Annotated in this window: 19 protein-coding genes; 16 read left to right on the forward strand and 3 right to left on the reverse strand. The window is 36.7% G+C overall.

Translation table 11 applies throughout. The features are described 5' to 3' along the window. Positions 1–151: 151 nt before the first annotated feature. The 3 genes from MKY26_RS20970 to MKY26_RS20980 all read left to right on the forward strand — a co-directional run bounded on the left by MKY26_RS20970 (position 152) and on the right by MKY26_RS20980 (position 1,212). A complete protein-coding gene (locus tag MKY26_RS20970) occupies positions 152–295 on the forward strand; it encodes a hypothetical protein (RefSeq protein ID WP_157733799.1) in 144 nt (47 codons plus the stop codon). 229 nt (positions 296–524) lie between these two features. Next, the gene (locus MKY26_RS20975; protein WP_251162826.1) at positions 525–986 is read left to right on the forward strand and encodes an ASCH domain-containing protein; all 462 of its coding nucleotides are present in this window, start codon (positions 525–527) and stop codon (positions 984–986) included. 7 nt (positions 987–993) lie between these two features. Beyond that, positions 994–1,212, forward strand: a complete 219-nt coding sequence (locus tag MKY26_RS20980; RefSeq protein WP_341098523.1) for a hypothetical protein — start codon at positions 994–996, stop codon at positions 1,210–1,212. A 140-nt stretch (positions 1,213–1,352) separates the two neighbouring features. Here the strand turns inward: MKY26_RS20980 and MKY26_RS20985 are convergent, their stop codons facing one another. Together MKY26_RS20985 and MKY26_RS20990 are read right to left on the reverse strand one after the other, a co-directional pair. Beyond that, positions 1,353–1,610 (reverse strand): DUF3006 domain-containing protein, encoded by a 258-nt coding sequence (locus MKY26_RS20985; protein ID WP_341098524.1) that lies wholly within the window; start codon positions 1,608–1,610, stop codon positions 1,353–1,355. Positions 1,611–1,625: 15 nt separating this feature from the next. Continuing rightward, the gene (locus MKY26_RS20990; protein ID WP_341098525.1) at positions 1,626–2,726 is read right to left on the reverse strand and encodes an MBL fold metallo-hydrolase; all 1,101 of its coding nucleotides are present in this window, start codon (positions 2,724–2,726) and stop codon (positions 1,626–1,628) included. A gap of 290 nt (positions 2,727–3,016) precedes the next feature. On the opposite strand from MKY26_RS20990, the gene MKY26_RS20995 reads away from it, so the two are divergent. From MKY26_RS20995 to MKY26_RS21015, 5 genes are all read left to right on the forward strand, one after another. Continuing rightward, positions 3,017–3,940 (forward strand): diacylglycerol kinase, encoded by a 924-nt coding sequence (locus MKY26_RS20995; RefSeq protein WP_095370585.1) that lies wholly within the window; start codon positions 3,017–3,019, stop codon positions 3,938–3,940. Positions 3,941–4,013: 73 nt separating this feature from the next. After that, entirely contained in the window at positions 4,014–4,724 is a 711-nt protein-coding gene (locus tag MKY26_RS21000) for an alpha/beta hydrolase (protein ID WP_307315105.1), read from the forward strand. A 115-nt stretch (positions 4,725–4,839) separates the two neighbouring features. Next, positions 4,840–6,210, forward strand: coding sequence for a 23S rRNA (uracil(1939)-C(5))-methyltransferase RlmD (gene rlmD, locus MKY26_RS21005; protein WP_341098526.1), 1,371 nt, complete (start codon positions 4,840–4,842; stop codon positions 6,208–6,210). A 152-nt stretch (positions 6,211–6,362) separates the two neighbouring features. Continuing rightward, positions 6,363–7,247, forward strand: coding sequence for a recombinase family protein (locus MKY26_RS21010; protein WP_341098527.1), 885 nt, complete (start codon positions 6,363–6,365; stop codon positions 7,245–7,247). Further along, entirely contained in the window at positions 7,192–8,526 is a 1,335-nt protein-coding gene (locus MKY26_RS21015; protein ID WP_445293144.1) for a recombinase family protein, read from the forward strand. Before MKY26_RS21010 ends, MKY26_RS21015 begins: the two co-directional genes overlap by 56 nt. A 65-nt stretch (positions 8,527–8,591) precedes the next feature. Here the strand turns inward: MKY26_RS21015 and MKY26_RS21020 are convergent, their stop codons facing one another. After that, positions 8,592–9,356 (reverse strand): phospholipase D-like domain-containing protein, encoded by a 765-nt coding sequence (locus tag MKY26_RS21020; protein WP_341098528.1) that lies wholly within the window; start codon positions 9,354–9,356, stop codon positions 8,592–8,594. Between the two features lie 538 nt (positions 9,357–9,894). Between MKY26_RS21020 and MKY26_RS21025 the strand changes: the two genes are divergently transcribed. The 8 genes from MKY26_RS21025 to MKY26_RS21060 all read left to right on the forward strand — a co-directional run bounded on the left by MKY26_RS21025 (position 9,895) and on the right by MKY26_RS21060 (position 21,304). Continuing rightward, positions 9,895–10,875 carry a hypothetical protein gene (locus tag MKY26_RS21025; protein ID WP_341098529.1) on the forward strand — a complete coding sequence of 327 codons (981 nt, stop codon included), beginning with the start codon at positions 9,895–9,897 and terminating at the stop codon, positions 10,873–10,875. Further along, on the forward strand, positions 10,862–12,850 hold the full coding sequence (locus tag MKY26_RS21030) for a RecQ family ATP-dependent DNA helicase (RefSeq protein ID WP_341098530.1): 1,989 nt from the start codon (positions 10,862–10,864) through the stop codon (positions 12,848–12,850). The genes MKY26_RS21025 and MKY26_RS21030 overlap by 14 nt, the downstream gene beginning before the upstream one ends. 20 nt (positions 12,851–12,870) lie before the next feature. After that, positions 12,871–13,443, forward strand: coding sequence for a hypothetical protein (locus tag MKY26_RS21035; RefSeq protein WP_341098531.1), 573 nt, complete (start codon positions 12,871–12,873; stop codon positions 13,441–13,443). 85 nt (positions 13,444–13,528) lie between these two features. Further along, the gene (locus MKY26_RS21040; RefSeq protein ID WP_341098532.1) at positions 13,529–14,161 is read left to right on the forward strand and encodes a DUF1643 domain-containing protein; all 633 of its coding nucleotides are present in this window, start codon (positions 13,529–13,531) and stop codon (positions 14,159–14,161) included. A gap of 136 nt (positions 14,162–14,297) precedes the next feature. Next, complete coding sequence (locus tag MKY26_RS21045) at positions 14,298–15,575, forward strand: hypothetical protein (protein WP_341098533.1); 1,278 nt, start codon at positions 14,298–14,300, stop codon at positions 15,573–15,575. A 446-nt stretch (positions 15,576–16,021) separates the two neighbouring features. Then, entirely contained in the window at positions 16,022–17,848 is a 1,827-nt protein-coding gene (locus tag MKY26_RS21050; protein WP_341098534.1) for an ATP-dependent nuclease, read from the forward strand. A 653-nt stretch (positions 17,849–18,501) separates the two neighbouring features. Then, positions 18,502–20,094: a type I restriction-modification system subunit M gene (locus tag MKY26_RS21055; RefSeq protein ID WP_341098535.1), complete on the forward strand. Its 1,593-nt coding sequence runs from the start codon at positions 18,502–18,504 to the stop codon at positions 20,092–20,094. Then, on the forward strand, positions 20,084–21,304 hold the full coding sequence (locus MKY26_RS21060; RefSeq protein ID WP_341098536.1) for a restriction endonuclease subunit S: 1,221 nt from the start codon (positions 20,084–20,086) through the stop codon (positions 21,302–21,304). Before MKY26_RS21055 ends, MKY26_RS21060 begins: the two co-directional genes overlap by 11 nt. The last annotated feature ends 5 nt before the right edge of the window (positions 21,305–21,309 follow it).

The raw sequence follows: 21,309 nt of genomic DNA on the forward strand, positions 1-21,309 counted from the left end.
CTTTTGCTTTTATTCCTCTTTTCATTTTTAATGGAGTCTATTCGGCAATGGGTGGGGGACTGCTGATGGGTTATTTCGCTTTTGAAATCACTTATTTTTATAAGATAGAAAATAATCGACATAAGAATATAGGAGAGATGAATCAGAAAAGGTGGAATCTCAGACGTTTATAAAAGAGAAAGACAGCTTCATTATTGCAATTGCAGCCGTTTCTGGTGGAGGGAAAACAGAGATAACGAAGGCATTGTTTAATCGCTGTACCTCTTTTACAATCGGAGTGTTGTCCTATACGTGAGGTCGCACCATTTTCAATCCACTGAATGATACTACTCGGTCCTGCTAGCTGAAATTCATCGAAATGGAGCGTCACAGTATGTGGCAGCTGATTATATGGAGAAGAGGAGAGGCGCATATCCATATGCTTGAGACAGTCAGGATGGATGCTTGATAAAATCATCGATGGCACTTTAAGCAAAGAGGAAACCACGCAACAAAAATAGAAGAAGTGAATAGGAGAATAAAAGATGAGTCAGACAGCAATAGATAAAATATGGCAGCAATATCGACAGCAACACTCAGAAGCACCAGATACTTATGCAGCATGGGCGTTCGGTGATAGTGAAGAAATGGCGGATGCCTTGGTGGAACTAGTTGCAGAAGGGAAGAAAACAGCAACAGCATCCAATTACCTTTTATACGAGTTAGAAAATGAAGATTTGCCGCAAGTCGGACAGTTGAATATCATTCTTGATGGCAAAGGGTTGCCGAAAGTGATTGTTAAAACGACAAATGTGACGGTCGTGCCTTTTGACGAGGTAACAGAGAATCATGCATTTAATGAAGGGGAGGGTGATTGTTCGCTAGCTTATTGGAGAGAGGTACATGAAGCCTTTTTTAAACGAGAGCTAGCACCTTTAGGGAAAGACTTTCACGAAAAAATTCTCGTCGTATGTGAAGACTTTGAAGTTGTTTATAAAAAGGAGTGACAAAACAATGACGATTGTCTTTGAACTTGTAAGAATTATTGCTATCTTCTTAGTAGTAGGTTGGTTAGGAAGTGCGGCGTTAGCGGGTGTCTATACAATAGGAGGAGAAACGGTTACGCAACCTTGGATGGGCTTTCTTGGTATTTTACTTCTATTATTTGTGCTCTATCGGAATAAATGGGTTGGTATAAAGGGGAAGGAAGAGAGAAGCTATCAAAGTCTCTGACGAAAACAATCACGATGATAGCCATCTTGCTCATCATTGTCCCATTTATTTATCACCCGTGAGGATGACTAGAGGGCGTATACGAAAAAAAAAGCACATCAATCTATTAAAATGTTGATGTGCTTTTTTCGCGGTGTTGATTAGTCTTTTTTAAAGCGGCTGCCTCTATTTAATAACTTCGCTTGTTTTTGCTTGATTCTTTCTTTGGCAGCTTTTGTTGCCTCGTGATCGATGATGATTTCAGTTATTTCTTCTTCCTTCATTGTAATAAGGAGCCATGTACCTTCGACTGCGTCAGGAGGTAGGAGATGAGCCACTATTATTTTTTCCACTTGCTCATCACCGACTAGGAGCACAGCTTTGCCTTCTTCCATTCTATCTATAACAGCTTTATTCACTCGACTCCACTCCTCTTAGAAACAAATTATAGATTGATCTTCAATTTCTTTTGCTTTGGCTGGACCAATACCAGCAATGCGTTGCAGGTCATCATAGGAAGTGAAAGGTCTTTTCTCGATGATTTCCTCGGCACGATCTGGGCCAATTTCATGTATTTGTTGCAATGTTTCAGCATTCGCTTCATTAATCATAATATGATCTGCAGGACAGCTTTCAATGACAACTTCCACGTTCGTTTTGTTGTCTTCTTTTTCTTTTACCCCATTTATGGAGAGGTAGTCATGGCCATCTGATTGAATGATAACCGTCCCATTTTCGATCGTGCCGTACACGTCTATATTCATTTGCTGAAGGCGGTTCAATACTTCTTGATTTGGGTGACCGTAAGAGTTATCTGCACCGGCAGAGTAAATAGCGATTTCAGGATGGATTGCTTCTATAAATGCCTCGCTATTAGAAGTATCTGAACCATGATGTGCGATCTTAAAAATATCTGCTTCTATGTTGCCTGAAGCGAGCATCTCATTTTCGGCTGATGTTTCCGCATCGCCTGTGAAGAGAAACGATTGTTCTTTATAAGTAATCTTCATCCCAATAGAGCTATTATTCAAATCTTCATCAACAGATGATGGATGAAGAATATCAATTTGTGCTGAACCAATTGTAAATGATTCGCCTGCTCTTGGTATATGGTAAGCTGCTTCACTTTCAATAATGGCATCTAATGCGTCTTCATATACTCTCGACGTTGATTCTGCTCCGCTCATCCACACTTCTTTGACAGGAAAAGAGTTAATTACTTCAGGCATTTGTCCAATATGATCAGCATGGGGATGAGAGCCAACGAGTAAGTCAATTTCTTTTACCCCAACTGATTGTAAATAGGGTACAACTTCATCGCCATCATGTCTCCCACTATCTATTAAAATCGTAAAATCTTCACCTTGTAATAATGTCGCCTCTCCCTGATCTACATCTATAAAGTGAGCTGTTAAGGTTGGTGAAAATGTTGTCTGTTCTTCAGTTGTTGTTTCAGTGGCACATGCAGTTAGTGTAACGGTGAATAGTATAATAACAATTAATAGTAATGATTTACGCCAGTTATGTATGGTCACGATAGTGTCACTCCTCTTTCGCACATTCGCTTCTGTGTTGATTATAATATAAAAGAAAAGGGAAATGTGGGAATCTGAATATTCCTTAAATAATGAAATAGATAGGTATGAAACTTGTCTAAACGGTCGAGATTAATTAGAATAGGATTGGGCTAGAGGAAATGGTTAAATATTGCTATCTGATTGTGGACAATGTATGATGTAAAATGATGGAACGAATGGCTCATTACAGTATAAAGAACAGTAAAAACATATATAAGCACTTATTTTATTTTATAGGATGATGGGTAATGAAAAGAGCGAGAATTATATATAATCCAACTTCTGGTCGTGAAATTTTTAAAAGGCATCTTGCAGAAGTATTAGAGAAATTCGAACGCGCAGGATATGAAACCTCTTGTCACGCGACAACTTGTGAAGGTGATGCGACAAAGGCTGCAAGACTTGCTGTAGAGAGAAAGTATGACCTTGTCGTAGCTGCCGGTGGAGATGGCACGATTAATGAAGTCGTCAATGGACTCGCAGAGCAGGAATTCCGACCGCAACTGGGTATTATTCCGACAGGGACAACGAATGATTTTGCTCGTGCACTGCACATTCCACGTGATGTAGAAGCAGCAGCGGATATTATTGTCAAAGGCGAGAAAATCCCTGTTGATATTGGCCGTATGGATAAAAAGTATTTTATTAATATTGCTGGTGGCGGTCGTATTACAGAGCTCACATATGAAGTACCAAGCAAGCTAAAAACGATGATTGGTCAACTTGCCTACTATTTAAAAGGAATAGAAATGCTACCAAGTATTAAACCGGCGGATGTCACGATTGAATTCGATGGCAAAATTTTTGAAGGAGAAGCGATGTTATTCCTTGTCGCTTTAACAAACTCTGTCGGCGGTTTTGAAAAATTAGCTCCAGATGCCTCCATTAATGATGGAATGTTCACCTTGTTGATTTTGAAGAAAACCAATTTAGCTGAGTTTATTCGCATTGCCTCACTTGCCTTACGTGGTGAGCATGTCAATGATCCACATGTCATCTATGCAAAAGCAAACAGAATAAAAGTTTATTCAAAAGATCCGGTTATGTTGAACCTTGACGGTGAATACGGCGGGGACACCCCAGCTGAATTTGTGAACTTGTATCGTCATTTGGATGTATTTGTACCACTCAATCAAATACGTAAACAAGATCGCCCTGATTATCAAGATTAAGAATGAATAAAGCTACTGTCGTGATTGATGCCTTCAGTAGCTTTTTTTAAAAAACAAGGAAGGTGGGGGAACCATGAAAAAATGGCAATGGAAAGAATATAATTTGTCGATACTTTTACCAGAAAATGAAATACCGCAACTGACGATTATTGTTCAAGATGGCTCTTATTTGTTTGAGTACTTCGAGCAACACCCGCTGAAGCATATTGCCTTTGTAGGTGTTGACCCGATAGATCGTAATAGGGAATACACTCCTTGGTATGCAAAAGTAGATGACTATGCCTATGAAGGTGAGGCAGATACATATTTAACGATGGTTAAAGATGAGCTGTTGCCTTTTTTACATAAAGAATTTCATCTATCAATAGAACCGAAGCATGTAGGCATCGCAGGAGCATCGTTCGGGGCGCTCGTCTCCCTTTACTCTTTATTAACAAGACGTGAGGATTTCGACTATTATTTCTTACTATCGGCTTCTCTATGGTACCCTGACTTTCTATCATTCTTGCAAAAACAACCAGCCATTACGGATGAGAAACATATCTTCTGGTACGTAGGTGAAAAAGAAGGAGACGAATATCCAAATATCCTTAGAGAAATGGTACCTAATACAATAGAAGCAACGAAAGCACTTGAGGAGAAGCTCGTTCATCCACATGCGACCTTCCAGTTTATCACTGACGCGGAAGGGATTCATCGCCACCCTTATTTTGAGAAGTATTTTCGCGGGTTTATTCTTGAGGTGGAGGATCGGTTTGAAGCAAACATCACTAGTCATGCGTAATGCATGGCTTTTTTATTTAAAATTGAGGAAGAAACCTCCTTTCGTATTGCGCTTGTTTTTATGTTACAATCTGACTAGCGATTTGCACGGATTTTAAGAGAAGAGGAAGAATGAAATGAAGCAAACATTACCTGTTAAGAAAAACGATTATATAGATGTTACTTTTGAAGATTTAACCCATGAAGGAGCGGGCGTGGCAAAGGTCGACGGTTATCCACTATTTGTCCCCAATGCCCTTCCAGGTGAAAAAGCACAAATTAAGGTGCTTAAAACAAGCAAAGGCTATGGCTTCGGCAAACTAATCGAAACATACGAAGAAAGCCCTTTTCGTGTAACTGCACCATGCCCCATTTATAAGGAATGTGGCGGCTGCCAGCTCCAGCATTTAAGCTACGAGGGCCAGCTACTAGCCAAGCAAAAACAAGTCCGTGATGTGCTCACAAGGATAGGCAAGCTTGAAAACGTGACTGTTCATCCCACCCTTGGCATGAGCGATCCGTGGCGTTACCGCAATAAATCCCAAGTACCAATAGGTGAACATGAAGGCGGGTTAATCGGTGGATTCTATCAACAACGCTCCCACCAAATCATTGATATGAAATCTTGCCTTATTCAGCAAGAAAAAAATGATGAGGTTATTCAAAAAGTGAAAGACATCTGCAATAAAAATGGCGTTCGTGCATACGATGAGCAGCGCCATAAAGGCGATCTTCGGCATATCATGGCCCGCTACGGTTTAGTTACGGGGGATGTCATGATTGTCCTTGTCACAAAAGCGAAGGATCTACCGAATAGAAAGAAAATCATCGCGGACATCACAGAGAATATTGCAGGCGTCAAATCTATCGTTCAAAACGTTAACCCTAAGAAAACAAATGTCATCATGGGTGACGAAACCCGTGTACTCTGGGGACAAGAAGTCATCTATGACTATATTGGTGATGTGCGCTTTGCCATCTCAGCAAGATCCTTCTATCAAGTTAACCCAGAACAAACAAAAGTCCTTTACGACAAAGCTCTAGAATACGCAGCACTCACAGGAAAAGAAGAAGTCATCGACGCCTACTGTGGCATCGGTACCATCTCACTCTTCCTTGCCCAAAAAGCCAAATCCGTCTTCGGCGTCGAAATCGTTCCCGAAGCCATTGAAGACGCCAAACGCAACGCCGAACTCAACAACATAACCAACGCAAACTTCGCCGTCGGAAAAGCAGAAGAAGTCATCCCAGCCTGGTACGAAAAAGGACACAAAGCAGACGTCCTCGTCGTCGACCCGCCAAGAAAAGGCTGCGACGAAGCACTGTTGCAAACCATCATCGACATGAAGCCGAAGAAGGTTGTTTATGTCTCATGTAATCCTGGGACATTAGCGCGTGATTTAAGGGTGCTTGAGGATGGTGGGTATCGGACTGTGGAGGTGCAGCCGGTGGATATGTTTCCGCAGACGATGCACGTCGAGTGCGTGGCGTTGATAGAGTTGAAATAGCTTGGTGGCAATGGTTTTGTGTGTTTTAGTTAAATATTGAAGTGTGTTTTATGTTCCCTCGGACGAATGAGCTGTTTGGTTGGTAAGCGCGATTCGGTCAACCATAATTTGAAAAAGAGAATATTAACACATTATCAGGGGACGGTGAGCTAATGCTTACTGTCCTCTCTTCTTTTGCCCAGGAAGAAAGCAAAAACATCAGCGAGAATATCAAGTGGGCGATAAGAAAAAAGTTTGAACGAGGGGAGCTTATGATAAACACCCAGAGGTTCCTCGGCTACGACAAGGATGAACATGGCAACCTAATCATAAATGAAGCTGAAGCAGAAATTGTAAGGCGAATCTTTGCAGAATATTTGCGGGGCAAAGGGGTTTTCACCATTGCCAAAGATTTAAACGCAAGCGGCATTCCTACAGTTGCAGGTGGTAGATGGCAGGAAAGCACCATATTGAACATGTTGAAAAACGAAAAATATAAAGGGGATGTCCTTCTACAAAAATATTATACCCCAGACCACTTGAAGAAAAGTACCGTCCCAAACAGCGGGGAGCTAGACAGCTATTATATTGAAAATAATCACCCCTCGATTATTTCAGAAAAGCATTGGGATGCGGTTCAAAAAGAGCTGCGAGTAAGGGCTGAATCCAAAGGAAATGTCGGCGATACGAGTAAGTACCAAAATCGCTACCTAATGACGGGGATGCTTTATTGCGGCAAATGCGGAGCGACATTAAGACGCAGAACTTGGAATAGCAAACTCCCCTTCAGAAAAATAGTGTGGCAATGCAGCACTTATATAAAAAACGGAAAAAGTGCCTGCTCGGGAACCAGGATCGATGATGAAGTTGCCGGAAGGCTAGATATAAAAGAAGAAATTATTGTACAGGAGGTAATAAAGAATGGCAAGAAAACTTACCGTTATACCAGCAAGCACAAATTTGATGAGCAACCACGAACAGTTCGAACCCCGGAAAAAGAAAATGGCGGCCTATTGCCGGGTATCGACCGACCAATTAGAACAGTTATCAAGCTATGAAGCGCAAGTTGAATATTACACAACCTACATTTCTAACCATACTGATTACGAGCTAGCTGGTATTTACGCCGATGAAGGGATATCTGGAACGAACACGAAAAAGCGGGAGCAGTTCAACAAAATGATTAAGGATTGCAAGTCTGGGAAAATCGACATGATCATTACTAAATCCATTTCACGCTTTGCAAGAAACACGTTGGACTGCTTGAATTTTGTAAGGAAGCTAAAGGATTTAGGCATTGGCGTCATTTTTGAAAAGGAAAATATTAATACGCTCGATGCGAAGGGGGAAGTGTTACTCAGCATCCTTTCTAGTCTGGCCCAAGACGAGAGTAGATCCATTTCGGAAAACTCAACCTGGGGAATCAGGCGACGGTTTGAACAAGGAAAGGTTACCCTTAACCATACAAAATTTATGGGCTACGATAAAGATGACGATGATAACCTGATTATTAATAAACCACAAGCAAAGGTTGTCAGAAGGATATTTAAAGACTATCTTGACGGGAAAGGACCAAACCGAATCGCCAGGGAGCTAGAGGAAGAAGGTGTTCCTAACTGGAACGGTAAAGCGAAATGGTACGAAGGCAGTATTAGGAAGATGCTAAGCAACGAGAAATATAAAGGCGACGCACTTTTACAAAAGACCTACACCGTAGATTATTTAACAAAGAAGAGAGTAGAGAACACCGGTCAGATCCCTCGCTACTATGTTGAAAATAACCACCCACCGATTATCGAGAGAGACATGTGGGAAGCAGTTCAGCTTGAAATGGAAAGGAAAAAAGCCTTTGCTGAGAAACATGGTTTTTATAGGGTGGACTACGGAAGCGCCGATAACCCCTTTGCAGGGAAAGTGATATGCGGAGATTGCAGCAGTGCTTTTGGCAGAAAGGTTTGGAACTCAAATGACGAAAGGTTTAGAAGAAGGGTCTGGAGATGCAATAAAAAGTATCCCGAGAAAGGGAAGAAGGGTTGCAGCAACACTCACATCGAAGATAAAGCTCTTTACCAAATCTTCATTAACGTTTTTAATGCCATCTTAGAAAATAAAGACTACTTCATGCGAAAGTGGCGTGAGAAGGAAAATAGCGAGAACCATCTTGAGAAATATAAGGCAAAGCAGTTTATTGCCATCATTTCAAAAGCCGAGCCGATAACAAACTTCGATATGGATTTATTCTTTAAATTTGTTGAAAAGATGACGGTGTATAAAGAAGAAATAGTAATTGTAACCTTGCTGGATGGAACAGAAGTTGAGTGTCGAATTGGCGAATGATAAAAAGGCTTGGACTAGCTTCCAAGGCAAATTGGTAATCTGAAAATAGTATAAAGAATTAAATTCTATCTATTATTAGATATACGATAAATCTCTTTGAAATTTTCTGTATATTGTTCGGCCAATTGTCTATCTACCGAGACAGTCAAATGTTCTTCGTTTTGATTAGCGGTTGGTGTCCAATTAAACGATCCATGTAAAACAATAGAATAATCTATAATACAGTATTTTGAATGGAGACGATTATAATTATTGTATCCCCATCGATCTACAATATTTGTTTCAAATTGCTGCTTCAATTTAGGAATCATACCCTTGTTTGAATCTTCATCGGAAATAAGAATACGGATATGAACTCCATTCGATTGTTGCTTAAATAACTCCTGATACAATACATCATCAGTAAACCACGCAACACTTATCCATATCGAATGTTTGGCCATCCGTATGCTTTGAATTACTTCCTCACGAATATTTGAAAAAGTTGCCGCGTGAGACTGAATTTCTAAGTCATCAGGGCTTGAAATTTGTTTAGGGCGAAATCGAATATTATCTAACTCGTATTTATTATCCTCTGAATAACAATCAATAACCAGTGTTTCAAAACTCTTTTGCAGAGAACGCGCCTTTTTTAATAGTGGGATTTTCACTCGAATGTTAACGTCTTCCCAAAAGTGATAACTTTTATTAGCAAAAACATTGGAGCTCAATAATTCAATTTCTGAATACCTTAATATCGTAAAAATTTCATCTGCATCTTTGTAGTTATCCGAATCGTACTTTAATGTTTCAGTCATCGTAGCATATAGTTTTAACTCACGATGTTCCAATTTATTCACCCTCCAGTGTATTTTTTTATCTACGAAAATATCCATATAGTGTCTACTATGAATTGAATAGCTTAATGTAATGATCTGAAATAATCGTTCATTAAATTAGGTAGAATTCAACAGAGCCTATTTCCATAATAGCACATTTTTTGTTAACTTCTTTTCTTCGTGTAATCCCAGGTGTTTAGGTATAATGTTGGTGGGTTCACCTAGAAGTTAATTGGAATTTTGGATTATATCGACCGCTATATCGATTATGGGATAATATGAAGATGAAGGTTATGATTAAGCTTCCTCCTAATAAAATGGAATATAGTATATTTTATCATAACAGGCACATTTCCCTTCCCAGAAATACTAAAAGTCCTGTTACAATAGAATTAGATTAAGCATGGGAAGAAACTTACCACATATATTGGCTATGCTATATCGTGTCTGTGGGGATTCGATTAAAAAACATGGTTGAATGTTAGATAATCAATATAATTAGTAGTTTGGGAGAGTAAGTGGAGAATTTGAGAATTGAGGAGGGGAAGTAATGTATTATCCAAACGATATTGAGGAAGTCTGCTATGAGCCAGAACATATGAAACAGGTTACTGAAGAAATAAGAAAGCAATTTAATCATTATTTTGATTTATATTTAGAAACGGAAGCTGGCAGCAAAATACCCGCTGAGAAACTTATGGAGATTGCGGCGGCGCTTGGAAGTTCACAAAAACCGAAAATAAAAAAAGATACAGATACAGGTAAAGTGTTTAAAAGTATTATTAAGGAAGCAATTCATAGTTTTGAAAAAGATCAAGACAGTTATTTAGAAATTATGGATGATGAGGCACTTGAAGAACATGAGGAGGATCCTCCAAACTTTAAAAATACTGTGTTGAAAAATACTTGTCCAATCATTAGAGTAACTCTTCAAAACAAAAGAGCGAAGGAACTCGATAAATATAGGGCGGAATTTAGGAGGTCGGATCCGAATAAGTTATTGTCTGTTGTCACCAATCTATCAAACTTTGCAACCGAATACATAGAAAATAATTATGATGAAGAAACTTACGAGGACATCCAATCATTGGATGAGTTGGGTTTCTCCCCACTAGATACTACAGAATATACGGCTTTTGGTGTTATCGGTGGAGGGATTAAGAGCCATTTAGTATATAAAACTAATCCCGCTGTATTTCCTAATAGGAGCAGGGAGGCTATCTGGGCTTTGTGGTATCTAACAGATAAGAAACCGTTTGACTGTCATGAGGATTCTGAATTTTTAATGATTGATACGGAAAAGAATATAACGCAGCAAAACTTTTTCTACCCGTATGAGTTGTTTACTTTCTATGCTTTTCAAGTTTATAAATTGATGAAGGAAGAAGCTGAAAAACTAGACGTCTATTTGAATCCAGATTATCGTTATGTTTTTGTAAATTCATTTCTATCATTTGTAGCCCAAATGCATAACGAGAAAATTAACTTCTTAAAGCAAACGTTTAAGGAGGATGGCTATGGATACCATTAAAATTGATCAGTTATTTAAAAGTTATTTTCCCGCCCTGAATGAGGAATTTCAATTAAAAGATTTTCAAAAAAGTGTAATTTCGAATGTAGTTGATGGCAAAAGTACACTTTGTATTATGCCTACCGGCGGAGGCAAATCTCTCATTTATTGGCTTTCAGGGTTAGCCATGGAGGGAATTACAATCGTAATTTCACCTTTAATCGCTTTAATTGATGAACAATCGGAGAAAATTCGTGAACAGGGATATGAAGTCCTCACTATACATGGAGGAATTAATGCTAAAAAACAAGTAGATCTACTGACAAAGTTTAGTATAAGGGAATTAAATCCGAACTTTATTTTTGTTAGTCCCGAGAGAATATCCACGGATGGCTTTTTCGAATACTGCATTAAAACAAGAAAAGAGGATATTAAGCTAATCGCAATTGATGAAGTGCATTGTGTAAGCCAGTGGGGCGTAAGTTTTCGCCCGTTTTACAAAAGGATTCCGGTCTTTTTAAATGAAATTTATGGAGCGGATTCATGGGGGCCAAAGATATTAGCATTAACCGCAACCTTAAATTCCAAAGAAGTGATCGATGTCTGTGATGAGTTTAAAATTAGCAAAGAAAATATCATTAAAGATGAACAGTTGATGAGGACAGAAATAAAATTAAAGGTATTAAAATTTACGAATGAAAATGAGAAGGAAGAAAAGTTCTGGGATCTTCTTGATATCCACAGGGATGAAAAGGTCCTAGTATATCTTTATAGAAAATATCATCAGAGGGGCGTCGAAGATTTAACAGAGATGGCTACTGAAAAGGGATATAAAGCCGTCGCGTTCCATGGTGATATGTCAGCACCAGAAAGACAAAAGATTATCAGAGCATATAAGGATGATGAAATTAACGTCGTTTTTGCAACCAATGCTTTTGGTATGGGAATTGACATTCCAGATATTCGTGTTGTTATTCATTTTATGATGCCTGAATCTGTTGAACAGTATTATCAAGAAGTGGGAAGGGCCGCAAGGGATAAAGGCGCTGCCAATGCTTATATTCTTTACACCAATAAAAATATTCAAGTAAAGAAAACGCATTTTATTAATAAGTCCTTTCCTAGTATGGAAGTATTAGATACTGTTTTTACAAAAATAACAGGTAACCAGAAAAAACTAAAAACTCTTCAGTATTATGATGATGATGAAGTACAAAAGTGCTTAGCCTATTTTCTAGACAATGGTCTAATGTCGATTGAATGTAAGGGTGTATCTAATTTAAAGATACTATCTGATATTCAAAATGATGAATTGAAGGAAGTGTTCGATTCAACGAAAACAAAGAGTTTTATTAAAAGTGTTAGTAACACAGGAAAAAGCCCTAAACAAATAGTGGATTTAATTTTTTCTTCTGTTGCAAATGATAAAGTGAAGTTAGTTAAAAACCTTGATAAATGCCTAATTATTAATACAGATTATGAACAGATACCTGATGATAAGAAAGAGGAGCTGCAACAATATATAAATGAAAGAAAACAGTATAAACATAATTTACTGGATTATTTTGTTTATCTACTTGATGAAGGTAATGACTCACGACAACTACATCAAGAAATCGGTAAGTACCTTGGGGTTCCGAAGCATAAGTTAAACAGAATTTATGCCACATCCAAAGGGGATAAAGTTCGCTCAAAGTCTGAAGTTATTATTGCCAACCTTTTATACGAACATAATGTTGACTATGAATATGAGAAAAAACTGTACTATTCACCGAATAATTGGGTTGAACCCGACTTTACAATAAAAATGAAAGATGGAAGAGAGATATACTGGGAGCATCTTGGGATGATTGGTGTTGAATCGTACGATAAACGCTGGAAAGAGAAGTTGGAAATTTACAGAACGCATTTTCCTAATCAACTTGAAGTTACTTATGAAGGAACTATGATATCAGACTCAACGAAAAAAATGTTAGAAAAGCTTGAACTGATATAAAGGAGAAGGTAGGTAGATCAATGGCCATCAACTATAAGCAGTGTCCAGGATGCGGGTCCAAAAATACAATAAAATTTTTATATGGTATGCCAACCCAAGAAGCTCTTCAAAAAGCGGATGCTGGGGAAATAAAACTTGGTGGATGCTGCATTATAGTTGGTGGGCCAGAATACTTCTGTAAAGATTGTGAGAACGAGTGGAATAGAGAACAGGCTGTTGATGCTGAGTATGCCAAAATAAATGGAATAAAGGCTTCGGTTGGGGGCTACTTCGAAGGCTATTACAATGTTGAAGTTAATTTAACTACTCATCAAGTTTCTTGGAACTTTTGGGTTGGAGGAGAAGAAGAAACGATCCAAAAAGCAATACGACCAGCCACGGCTAAAAAGTTTATAGAAGAATTAAAGTTGATTAACCTTTTGGATTGGAATGCCAAATATATAGAACCGGGTGTTCTTGATGGCACCCATTGGAGTGTTAAGGTTATTAGAGATGGACGAAATATAAACAAGCACGGAGATAATAAGTTCCCGAATGTATGGGATGCTTTTTGTAAACTAATTAGGAAAATTACTGGACAGGTTTTTTCATAAATTATCAGTTGTTTTGTAACCGGGAGATGGGGCAGTTATTTGTCAAACATTAAAGGTATGTGGTTATTAAAAAGGGGGGATGAATTTGTGGTTTGAACAACTAGCTAGAAACAATCACCTATCTCTTAAAACAGGTACATATGAGGGGATTCTGGGGAAAGCAATTTTTAATTGGAATGGTACACGTCGATACTTTTTAGAAAAACGCTGGGGGAATGGAGGAAATATCCTAACCGCTATTATGATGAACCCAAGTAATGCAGCCTATAATCAATCCGATGATACAGTTGATCAATTAATGGATGTTGCAAATGTACAACTTGGTTATGACGGACTACACGTTGTCAATGTTTCAAGTGTTATTGATGGCACTAGCAGAAATGTAACTAGTGACCAATTTGCTTATGATTCTATTAATTGGACGTTCATAAGTGAAGCGGTTTCGTATGGACAAACCACTTTTCTAGGCTGGGGAATGAAAGGACAAAAAGGTATCATTAAACAACTAGATAGTCATTCTGAAATAATAAATGTTTTTAGAAATGCATCCGGAAAATTATATACTTACGAAGTATTGAAATCAAAGGATAAAAAATTTATTAACAACCCTATATATTATGTGCCTCATCCTCGACCACTTACAGAAAAAGAAAAATATCGTGAACATTGCATCCAACCAATCACAGATCTAGAATTCACACAAATATTTGTCAGATGACATCTAGCCCTACATTCAACCTTAGTCGGAAAACTTGCCCCAAGTAGGGAAGTTTCACTTATTAGCATTTTTCATAAAATGTTCTTTGGTGTCAGTGTATAAAAAATCTATTGAAAAGACCGAGGAGATAGTTTAAATGTCTGAAGATAAAATGTTAATTAACCCAAATGAAATCAATGAAATTGTTGTCTCTAACCCTATAGGCGATGAGCTTTCTTTGGAAAAAGTAACTGATGATAAATTGGAAGCAAAGAAAAAATACAGGGAGGTCTTTGTATCTGACTTGTCATTAATGATGGGGAACGTTTCACAGACGGCTTTGCAAGTTGCTAATCAAGGAATGACTTTAGCTCAAATTGTAAAACAAGCACCTAATGGCTTGTTTACTGCAACTGCAAATCCCGCCAATTTGTCTAAATTTGCAAATGGGACTACAACAACAATGGTGCGAGACGCATCGAATACTTTAGTCGAGCATGCCGGATTCGCTGACGTTGGTTTAAGTGTTTCTGTGAATCCAGCAATTCTTCTTTCAGCAGGAATGCAAGTGATGTCAGCTGTTTCGGGGACAATTTATTTACATAAAATTAATGCTCAAATGACAGATATGGATGCGAAATTGGAGAAACTAATAAATTTTCATCATGATATAAACATTGGGCGTTTGATTGCAACCAGAAAGAGTTTGTCTGAAATTGCGAATAGAGAATTTGTTGATACGGTAGATTTATCTGCGATTAGGAACTATAAAAAAACTGCAGATGAAATTCATGAAGAATATGCGTATCGTTTGAAAAGACAAAAAAGAGAACTGCACAATGAAATTGGTTCAAAAGCCGAAAAGGATTTGCTTTTAGAAATAAATTTCACAATGACAATTGCTTTTGAGGCTAGTAAATTATCTCTGTTTGCAGAACTAATTGAGATTGGAACCAGAATGAAGATTGGCGGTCAAATAGAAATGATTAATGGACTAACCAGGCAACTAAAACAAAATTATGCTCAAAGTTTTTATCATCATATTGATTTAGAAATTGAGAGGGTCTATTCAATTATACAGCAGAGGACCAGTAATGAATTGGTTGAGAAAAAGATAAAATTTAAAGAATCATTAGATGAATTAACTGATAATTATAGTTCCACTGGTTGGGGCATATTACCTGAAGTTTTATTCAGGATGGCTGTTGCTGGCAAAGCTAAATTTGATGTTGGTAAAGTCAACAAAAAAGTTGAGTCAGAAAACAAAAACAATAGCACCTTAAAGACAGGTATGAAACAGAGCAAGGAGAGCGATGGAATTGATCATATTATTGATGAAATCGTTGAACTGCCATATAAAGAAAAAGAAATTCTATATATTCCCACCGAAAATAAGAAACAACGAATATTTGTGGCTGTTGAAGATGATGAGTAAAATGTTTGAGTCCCCCTGAAATTAGGGGGTACATCATTGCGCAAAATTGAATATACGCGTTTAAGTATCATCATTCTATCAAAACACATGTGGAGTGTGTGGCGCAATTAATTTTGAAATAAGGCAGTCAGCCCTTGAATATGGGGGGCTGCCTTTTTACATTTCTTGAAATGGATTCACAAAGCTTTATTGAATAAGGACACTTTCATCATGCTCATATGTAATTCTGTGAAAGTAAGTGAAGAAACTCTGATCTAGTATAAGATTTTGATTTAATTAAGTACAACTTTCAAAAAAGTCAATATAGATTTGCTTATAATAACCTACAAAATTATCTGCTAGATTAAATTAGGGTGATAGTTTTACTTTGAAAATACATTTCATAATTATGGTAAAATAAAAATAATGTAAAAATATTAAAGATTGACAGAAAATGAGGAGTAATAATGATAAAAATTAAAAGTGTCTATATTAAAAGATACCGTTCAATAATGGAACTGGCAATAAATGTCGAAGAAGACAACAATTATATAACTATTTGTGGGGAAAATAATACAGGTAAAACAAATACTTTAAGAGCAATAGATCTATTTTTTAATCCTGAAAAGTATATTGCTGATACAGACTCACCGAATCATAAGTATTACGGTTCCAGAGGTGGAGCTGTGTTTCCAGAAATAACAATTGAGTTTTTAGTTGATGGAAAAGACAGAATCAAAGTTATAAGAGAGTTTGATAATGATGGTCTTCGTCACACTATTGGTGAAAAATTAAAAGTAGCAGGTATAAGAGATAAAAAGCAAAAAATGTCAGAGAAAGATCTAAACTCGTTTTTCAAAAAAATTAGTTTCTTTTTTGTTGAGTCAGTAAATATCTCTTTACCAAAACTAATTAATGGTTTGATTGATGAAATATATGATATAGAGTATGAAAAAAGTCAATTTAGGGGATTGAAAAAAGAATTAAAAGATTCATTTGATAATTATATTAATGGTTTATTAGAGATTTTGAATAAACTTGCAGATGAAATTAATCCCGTTTTTGAACAATATAAGGAAAATTGGGGAGTAGGTTTTGACCTTACTTCAGATGTGAAAAAATTTAGGGACCTCATAACAGATGATGTTCAGTTTTACATCAATGATAAATCAAATAGGCGCATTGATACTAAAGGAGCAGGTTTACAAAGGTTAGCATATATATTGTTGCATTTTAGAATTATTGAAAAAATGAACAATAAGTCAGTAATATTATTGATTGATGAACCAGATGTTTATTTACATCAAGGACTTCAAAAGAAGCTATATAGCGATTTGCAATCACTTACGAAAACTGCTCAAACCTTTGTTACATCACATTCACAAATATTTATTGATACTTATACTATGAAAAATGTTTTCTTACTAGATTTAAATATTACTTCTAGATATTTTGATAGAAAGAAACAACATTTTAATGTATTAGAAACTAGGGTTGTAAATTTAGAGAACGAGGATGGAGCAAAAAAAATTAAAGAGTACTTAGGGATTACAGAAGAAGATTACGAATTGTTAGATCAGTACAATATTATTGTAGAGGGAGAAACTGACAAAAAATATTTAGAAGAGTTATCTGCGTTTCTTAAATTGGAAACGCCTAGGATGATTTCTGCTAATGGTGCAGACAATATCGAAAAATATTTAGAGTTTTATAATTCCTTTTATCAAAACTTAGAAAAAGTCCAAATTCCATCGATATTGATTCTATTGGATAATGATAATAAAGGTAGAGAGGTTTACAAAAAAATATTTAGTAATAAACAAAAGAGGAAATACAGGTATATTAACATTGATGTTCAATTTATACCGAACTTTTTAGGTGATCGTCCAAATGATGGGAATCTTGATAAGGTTAATTCAGATTTGCAAATTGAGGATTTGTTATATCCAAGGGTTTTTGGTTTTCTAGTAAATGAACTATTAAAAAGGAAAAATCTGAAACTAGTAAATATTGAGGAGATAGCAAAGAAAATAGAAAGGCCTGCCCATAAAGATAGAGGGATATTGCATATGGTTGAAAATGAGAAGAACTATAAAAACCCAGAGACAGGTCAAGTAATTAATTTTGTTAGCTCAAGTAATGCGTCAGAACAAGTGAAAAGTGGGTTGTCAGGATTTTTTAACATTAAGGGAAATCGTGCAATTTCTCAACTGCTACTTGCTGAAGAAAAAAAATATCCTGAAGTAAGAAAGTTTCTTGAGGATATATGCAATTCTAAATTAAATCATTCTTAATAAAACACACCAACACCCCCAGAAGTTGCCACATAAACTCTGGGTGTGGTAAGAATTGAAGCTTATAATTGGAATAAGGCAGTCAGCCCTCGAATAAGGGCGATGCCTTTTTATGTGTCCTGTAATGGATTCACAAAGTTATATTGAATATGAAGAACTCCTTCGTTTGTGCATATAATGAATGAAGGACTTGTGGTGTCAATTCTTTTAATTGAAGTGAGCCCTTTTGTTTCCGATGTTTGATCCTATTCGGTTAAAGAGGAGTTTGATATCAGCTTGCGTCTAGGATAGACAAGCACTTAGGTTGTTTAAGAAAGATTATTAAATACATAGTGGTTTTTGAATTATCCTTATTTTGAGGGAAAGGAGTCTTTTAAAAGGCAGGTGCTGATGAACGGATCGAATGCTATAAAGATGGAAATTATAACTTTATCGAGCTTGTGCGAAAAGGCCTATTAAATAGTATAATGTAGATTGATATAATTTTAGTTGTAATTCGTAAGACTTATATTAAAAGAAGAAATATTGGCGAATTCAATAGGAATTAGAGCCAATTAGGTAAAGTTATAATTTGAAATAGTATTTTTGGAGAATGTTAACCGCTCTCAAAACAAGCAGAACAGAAAAATTAATTATAAAAGCGAGGAACAAACATGGCTGTTTTACATCAAAAATTATTTAGTGCGGCAGATAATTTACGAAGCAAAATGGACGCTTCAGAGTATAAAAACTATTTATTAGGATTGATTTTCTATAAGTATCTATCCGATCGCCTATTAGAAAAAGTTGTCGAAGTCGCAGATGAATCTCTAGAGGCATTTGATACTCAAGAAAAGCAATCCGAATTATACAAAGGATTACTAGCCGATGAAGACATTAGAGCTGACTTAGTCGAAACATTAGTCGATACATTAGGGTATGACATTGAACCACAGTATTTGTTTAATGAATTAACGGCGCAAGCGAAACAGAATATTTTTCAATTAAATGATTTAAATAAAGCGTTTATTGACTTATCTACTAAATATGCTCAGTTCAACGGCTTGTTTGACGATGTCGATTTGAAATCCAAAAAGCTTGGATCCGATGACCAACAAAGAAATATTACCATTACGGAAGTGTTGAAAAAGCTAAATGATATCGATGTTGTCGGGCATAGTGGCGATGTCATTGGTGATGCGTATGAATATTTAATTAGTCAATTCGCTTCAGAAGCGGGAAAAAAAGCTGGCGAGTTCTACACACCACATGAAGTATCGGTGATGATGGCACGGATTGCTGCCATTGGTCAAGAAGACAAGAAATTATTTAGTGTGTATGACCCTACAATGGGTTCAGGCTCGTTAATGTTGAATATCCGTAACTTTATTAACGATCCAGAAAGCATGAAATATCATGGACAGGAACTGAATACAACAACGTTCAACTTAGCAAAGATGAACTTAATTTTGCATGGTGTAAATGATGAAGATATGCGGTTGCGTAATGGAGACACATTAAATAAAGACTGGCCAACGGATGAACCTTATACATTTGATTCCGTGACGATGAATCCACCATACTCAGCCAAATGGTCTGCAGATGAAACGTTCTTAGATGATTCTCGCTTTAATCGTTACGGAAAATTAGCACCAAAATCAAAAGCAGACTTTGCTTTTCTTTTGCACGGCTTATATCATTTAAAAGATTCAGGAACGATGGCAATTGTCTTACCTCATGGTGTCCTTTTCCGCGGGGCAGCAGAGGGTGTAATTCGTAAAAAGTTGCTTGAAGATGGAAGTATCGATGCGGTGATCGGCATGCCAGCGAACTTATTCTTTGGGACAAGCATCCCAACAACCGTGATTATTTTAAAGAAAAACCGTAGGACTCGTGATGTATTATTTATTGATGCAAGCAATGAGTTCATTAAAGGGAAGAACCAAAATAAACTATCTCAAGAAAACATTGATAAAGTTGTAGAGACATATAAGAAGAGAGAAAACGTTGAAAAGTATGCGCATATGGCAAGCTTTGACGAGATCAAAGAGAATGACTTCAATTTGAACATTCCAAGATATGTCGATACATTTGAAGAAGAGGAACCTGTTGATATGGCTGCAATTGGAACATCTATTCAAGAAATTCGTAAAGAAAAAGAAAAGCTGGAATCTAATCTGTATGATATGGTTTCTTCGATGCAATTCGATGAGAAAGATGCAGAGTGGATGAAAGGTGCGTTAGAGGTGTTTAATCGTGGGAAGTAACTATACACCAGAAATTCGATTTCAAGAATTTAGTGGAAATTGGGAAGAAGGTAAGTTGAAAGAAATAGCCAATTTTATAAGAGGATCTTTTCCACAACCATATACGAATCCAGATTGGTATGATGAAGTTAATGGTCGACCTTTTGTCCAAGTTGCCGATATAGGGTTTGATTTAAAATTAAATAAGGATACAAAGTTGCATATAAGTAAAATTGCAGAGCCTAAAAGTAGATTTGTCGATAAAGGAAAAGTTGTTGTAGCATTGCAAGGAAGTATAGAAAAAAGTATAGGAAGAGTAGCAATAACTCAATATCCTGCGTTCTTTGACAGGACAATTTTAATTTTTGAGAGTTATAAGGTAGAAATTGATAATTATTATTTTGCCCAAGTTATCCAGAAGCTATTTCAGCGAGAAAAAGAGAGGGCTTGGGGAGCTACAATTAGTACAATAACTAAAGAAGCTCTGAGTGATTTTGTTATTGGTTTACCCAGTATTAATGAGCAGAAAGTGATCGGTAGTTTTTTAAAAAAGTTAGACGACACTATTACTCTTCAACAGCAAGAACTAGACACCTTAAAACAAACGAAACAAGGATTTTTGCAAAAGATGTTTCCAAAAGAAGGGGAGACTGTACCGGAAATTCGTTTTCCTGGGTTTAGTGGGGAGTGGGAAGAGCGGAAGTTAAGTGAGATTGCAGAATTTAATCCTAAATCAATTTTGCCAGACGAGTTTGAATATGTTGATTTAGAATCTGTTGTAGGTACTAATTTAATTGCTCATCGTACTGAATCTAAAGAATCTGCACCATCTAGAGCACAAAGGTTAGCACAACGTGGAGATGTCTTTTATCAAACAGTCCGCCCTTATCAAAAGAACAACTATTTATATGATTTGCCTTATAATAATTATGTTTTCTCAACTGGTTACGCTCAAATGAGACCTATTATTGACAGTTATTTCTTGCTTAGCCGTGTGCAAGAAGAGTTATTTGTTAAGACTGTTCTGGATAGAAGTACAGGTACAAGTTATCCTGCAATCAACTCAAATGACTTATCAGAAATTGAAATTAAAGTACCTACTGATAATGATGAACAAACCCAAATCGGCAACTTTTTCAAACAACTAGACGAAACCATAGCTCTACAACAAAAAGAGTTAGACGCCCTAAAACAAACCAAAAAAGCATTCCTACAAAAGATGTTCATATAAGAAAG

Source organism: Cytobacillus sp. FSL R7-0680 (genome assembly GCF_038009245.1).
Classification (GTDB): Bacteria; Bacillota; Bacilli; order Bacillales; family Cytobacillaceae; genus Cytobacillus; species Cytobacillus kochii.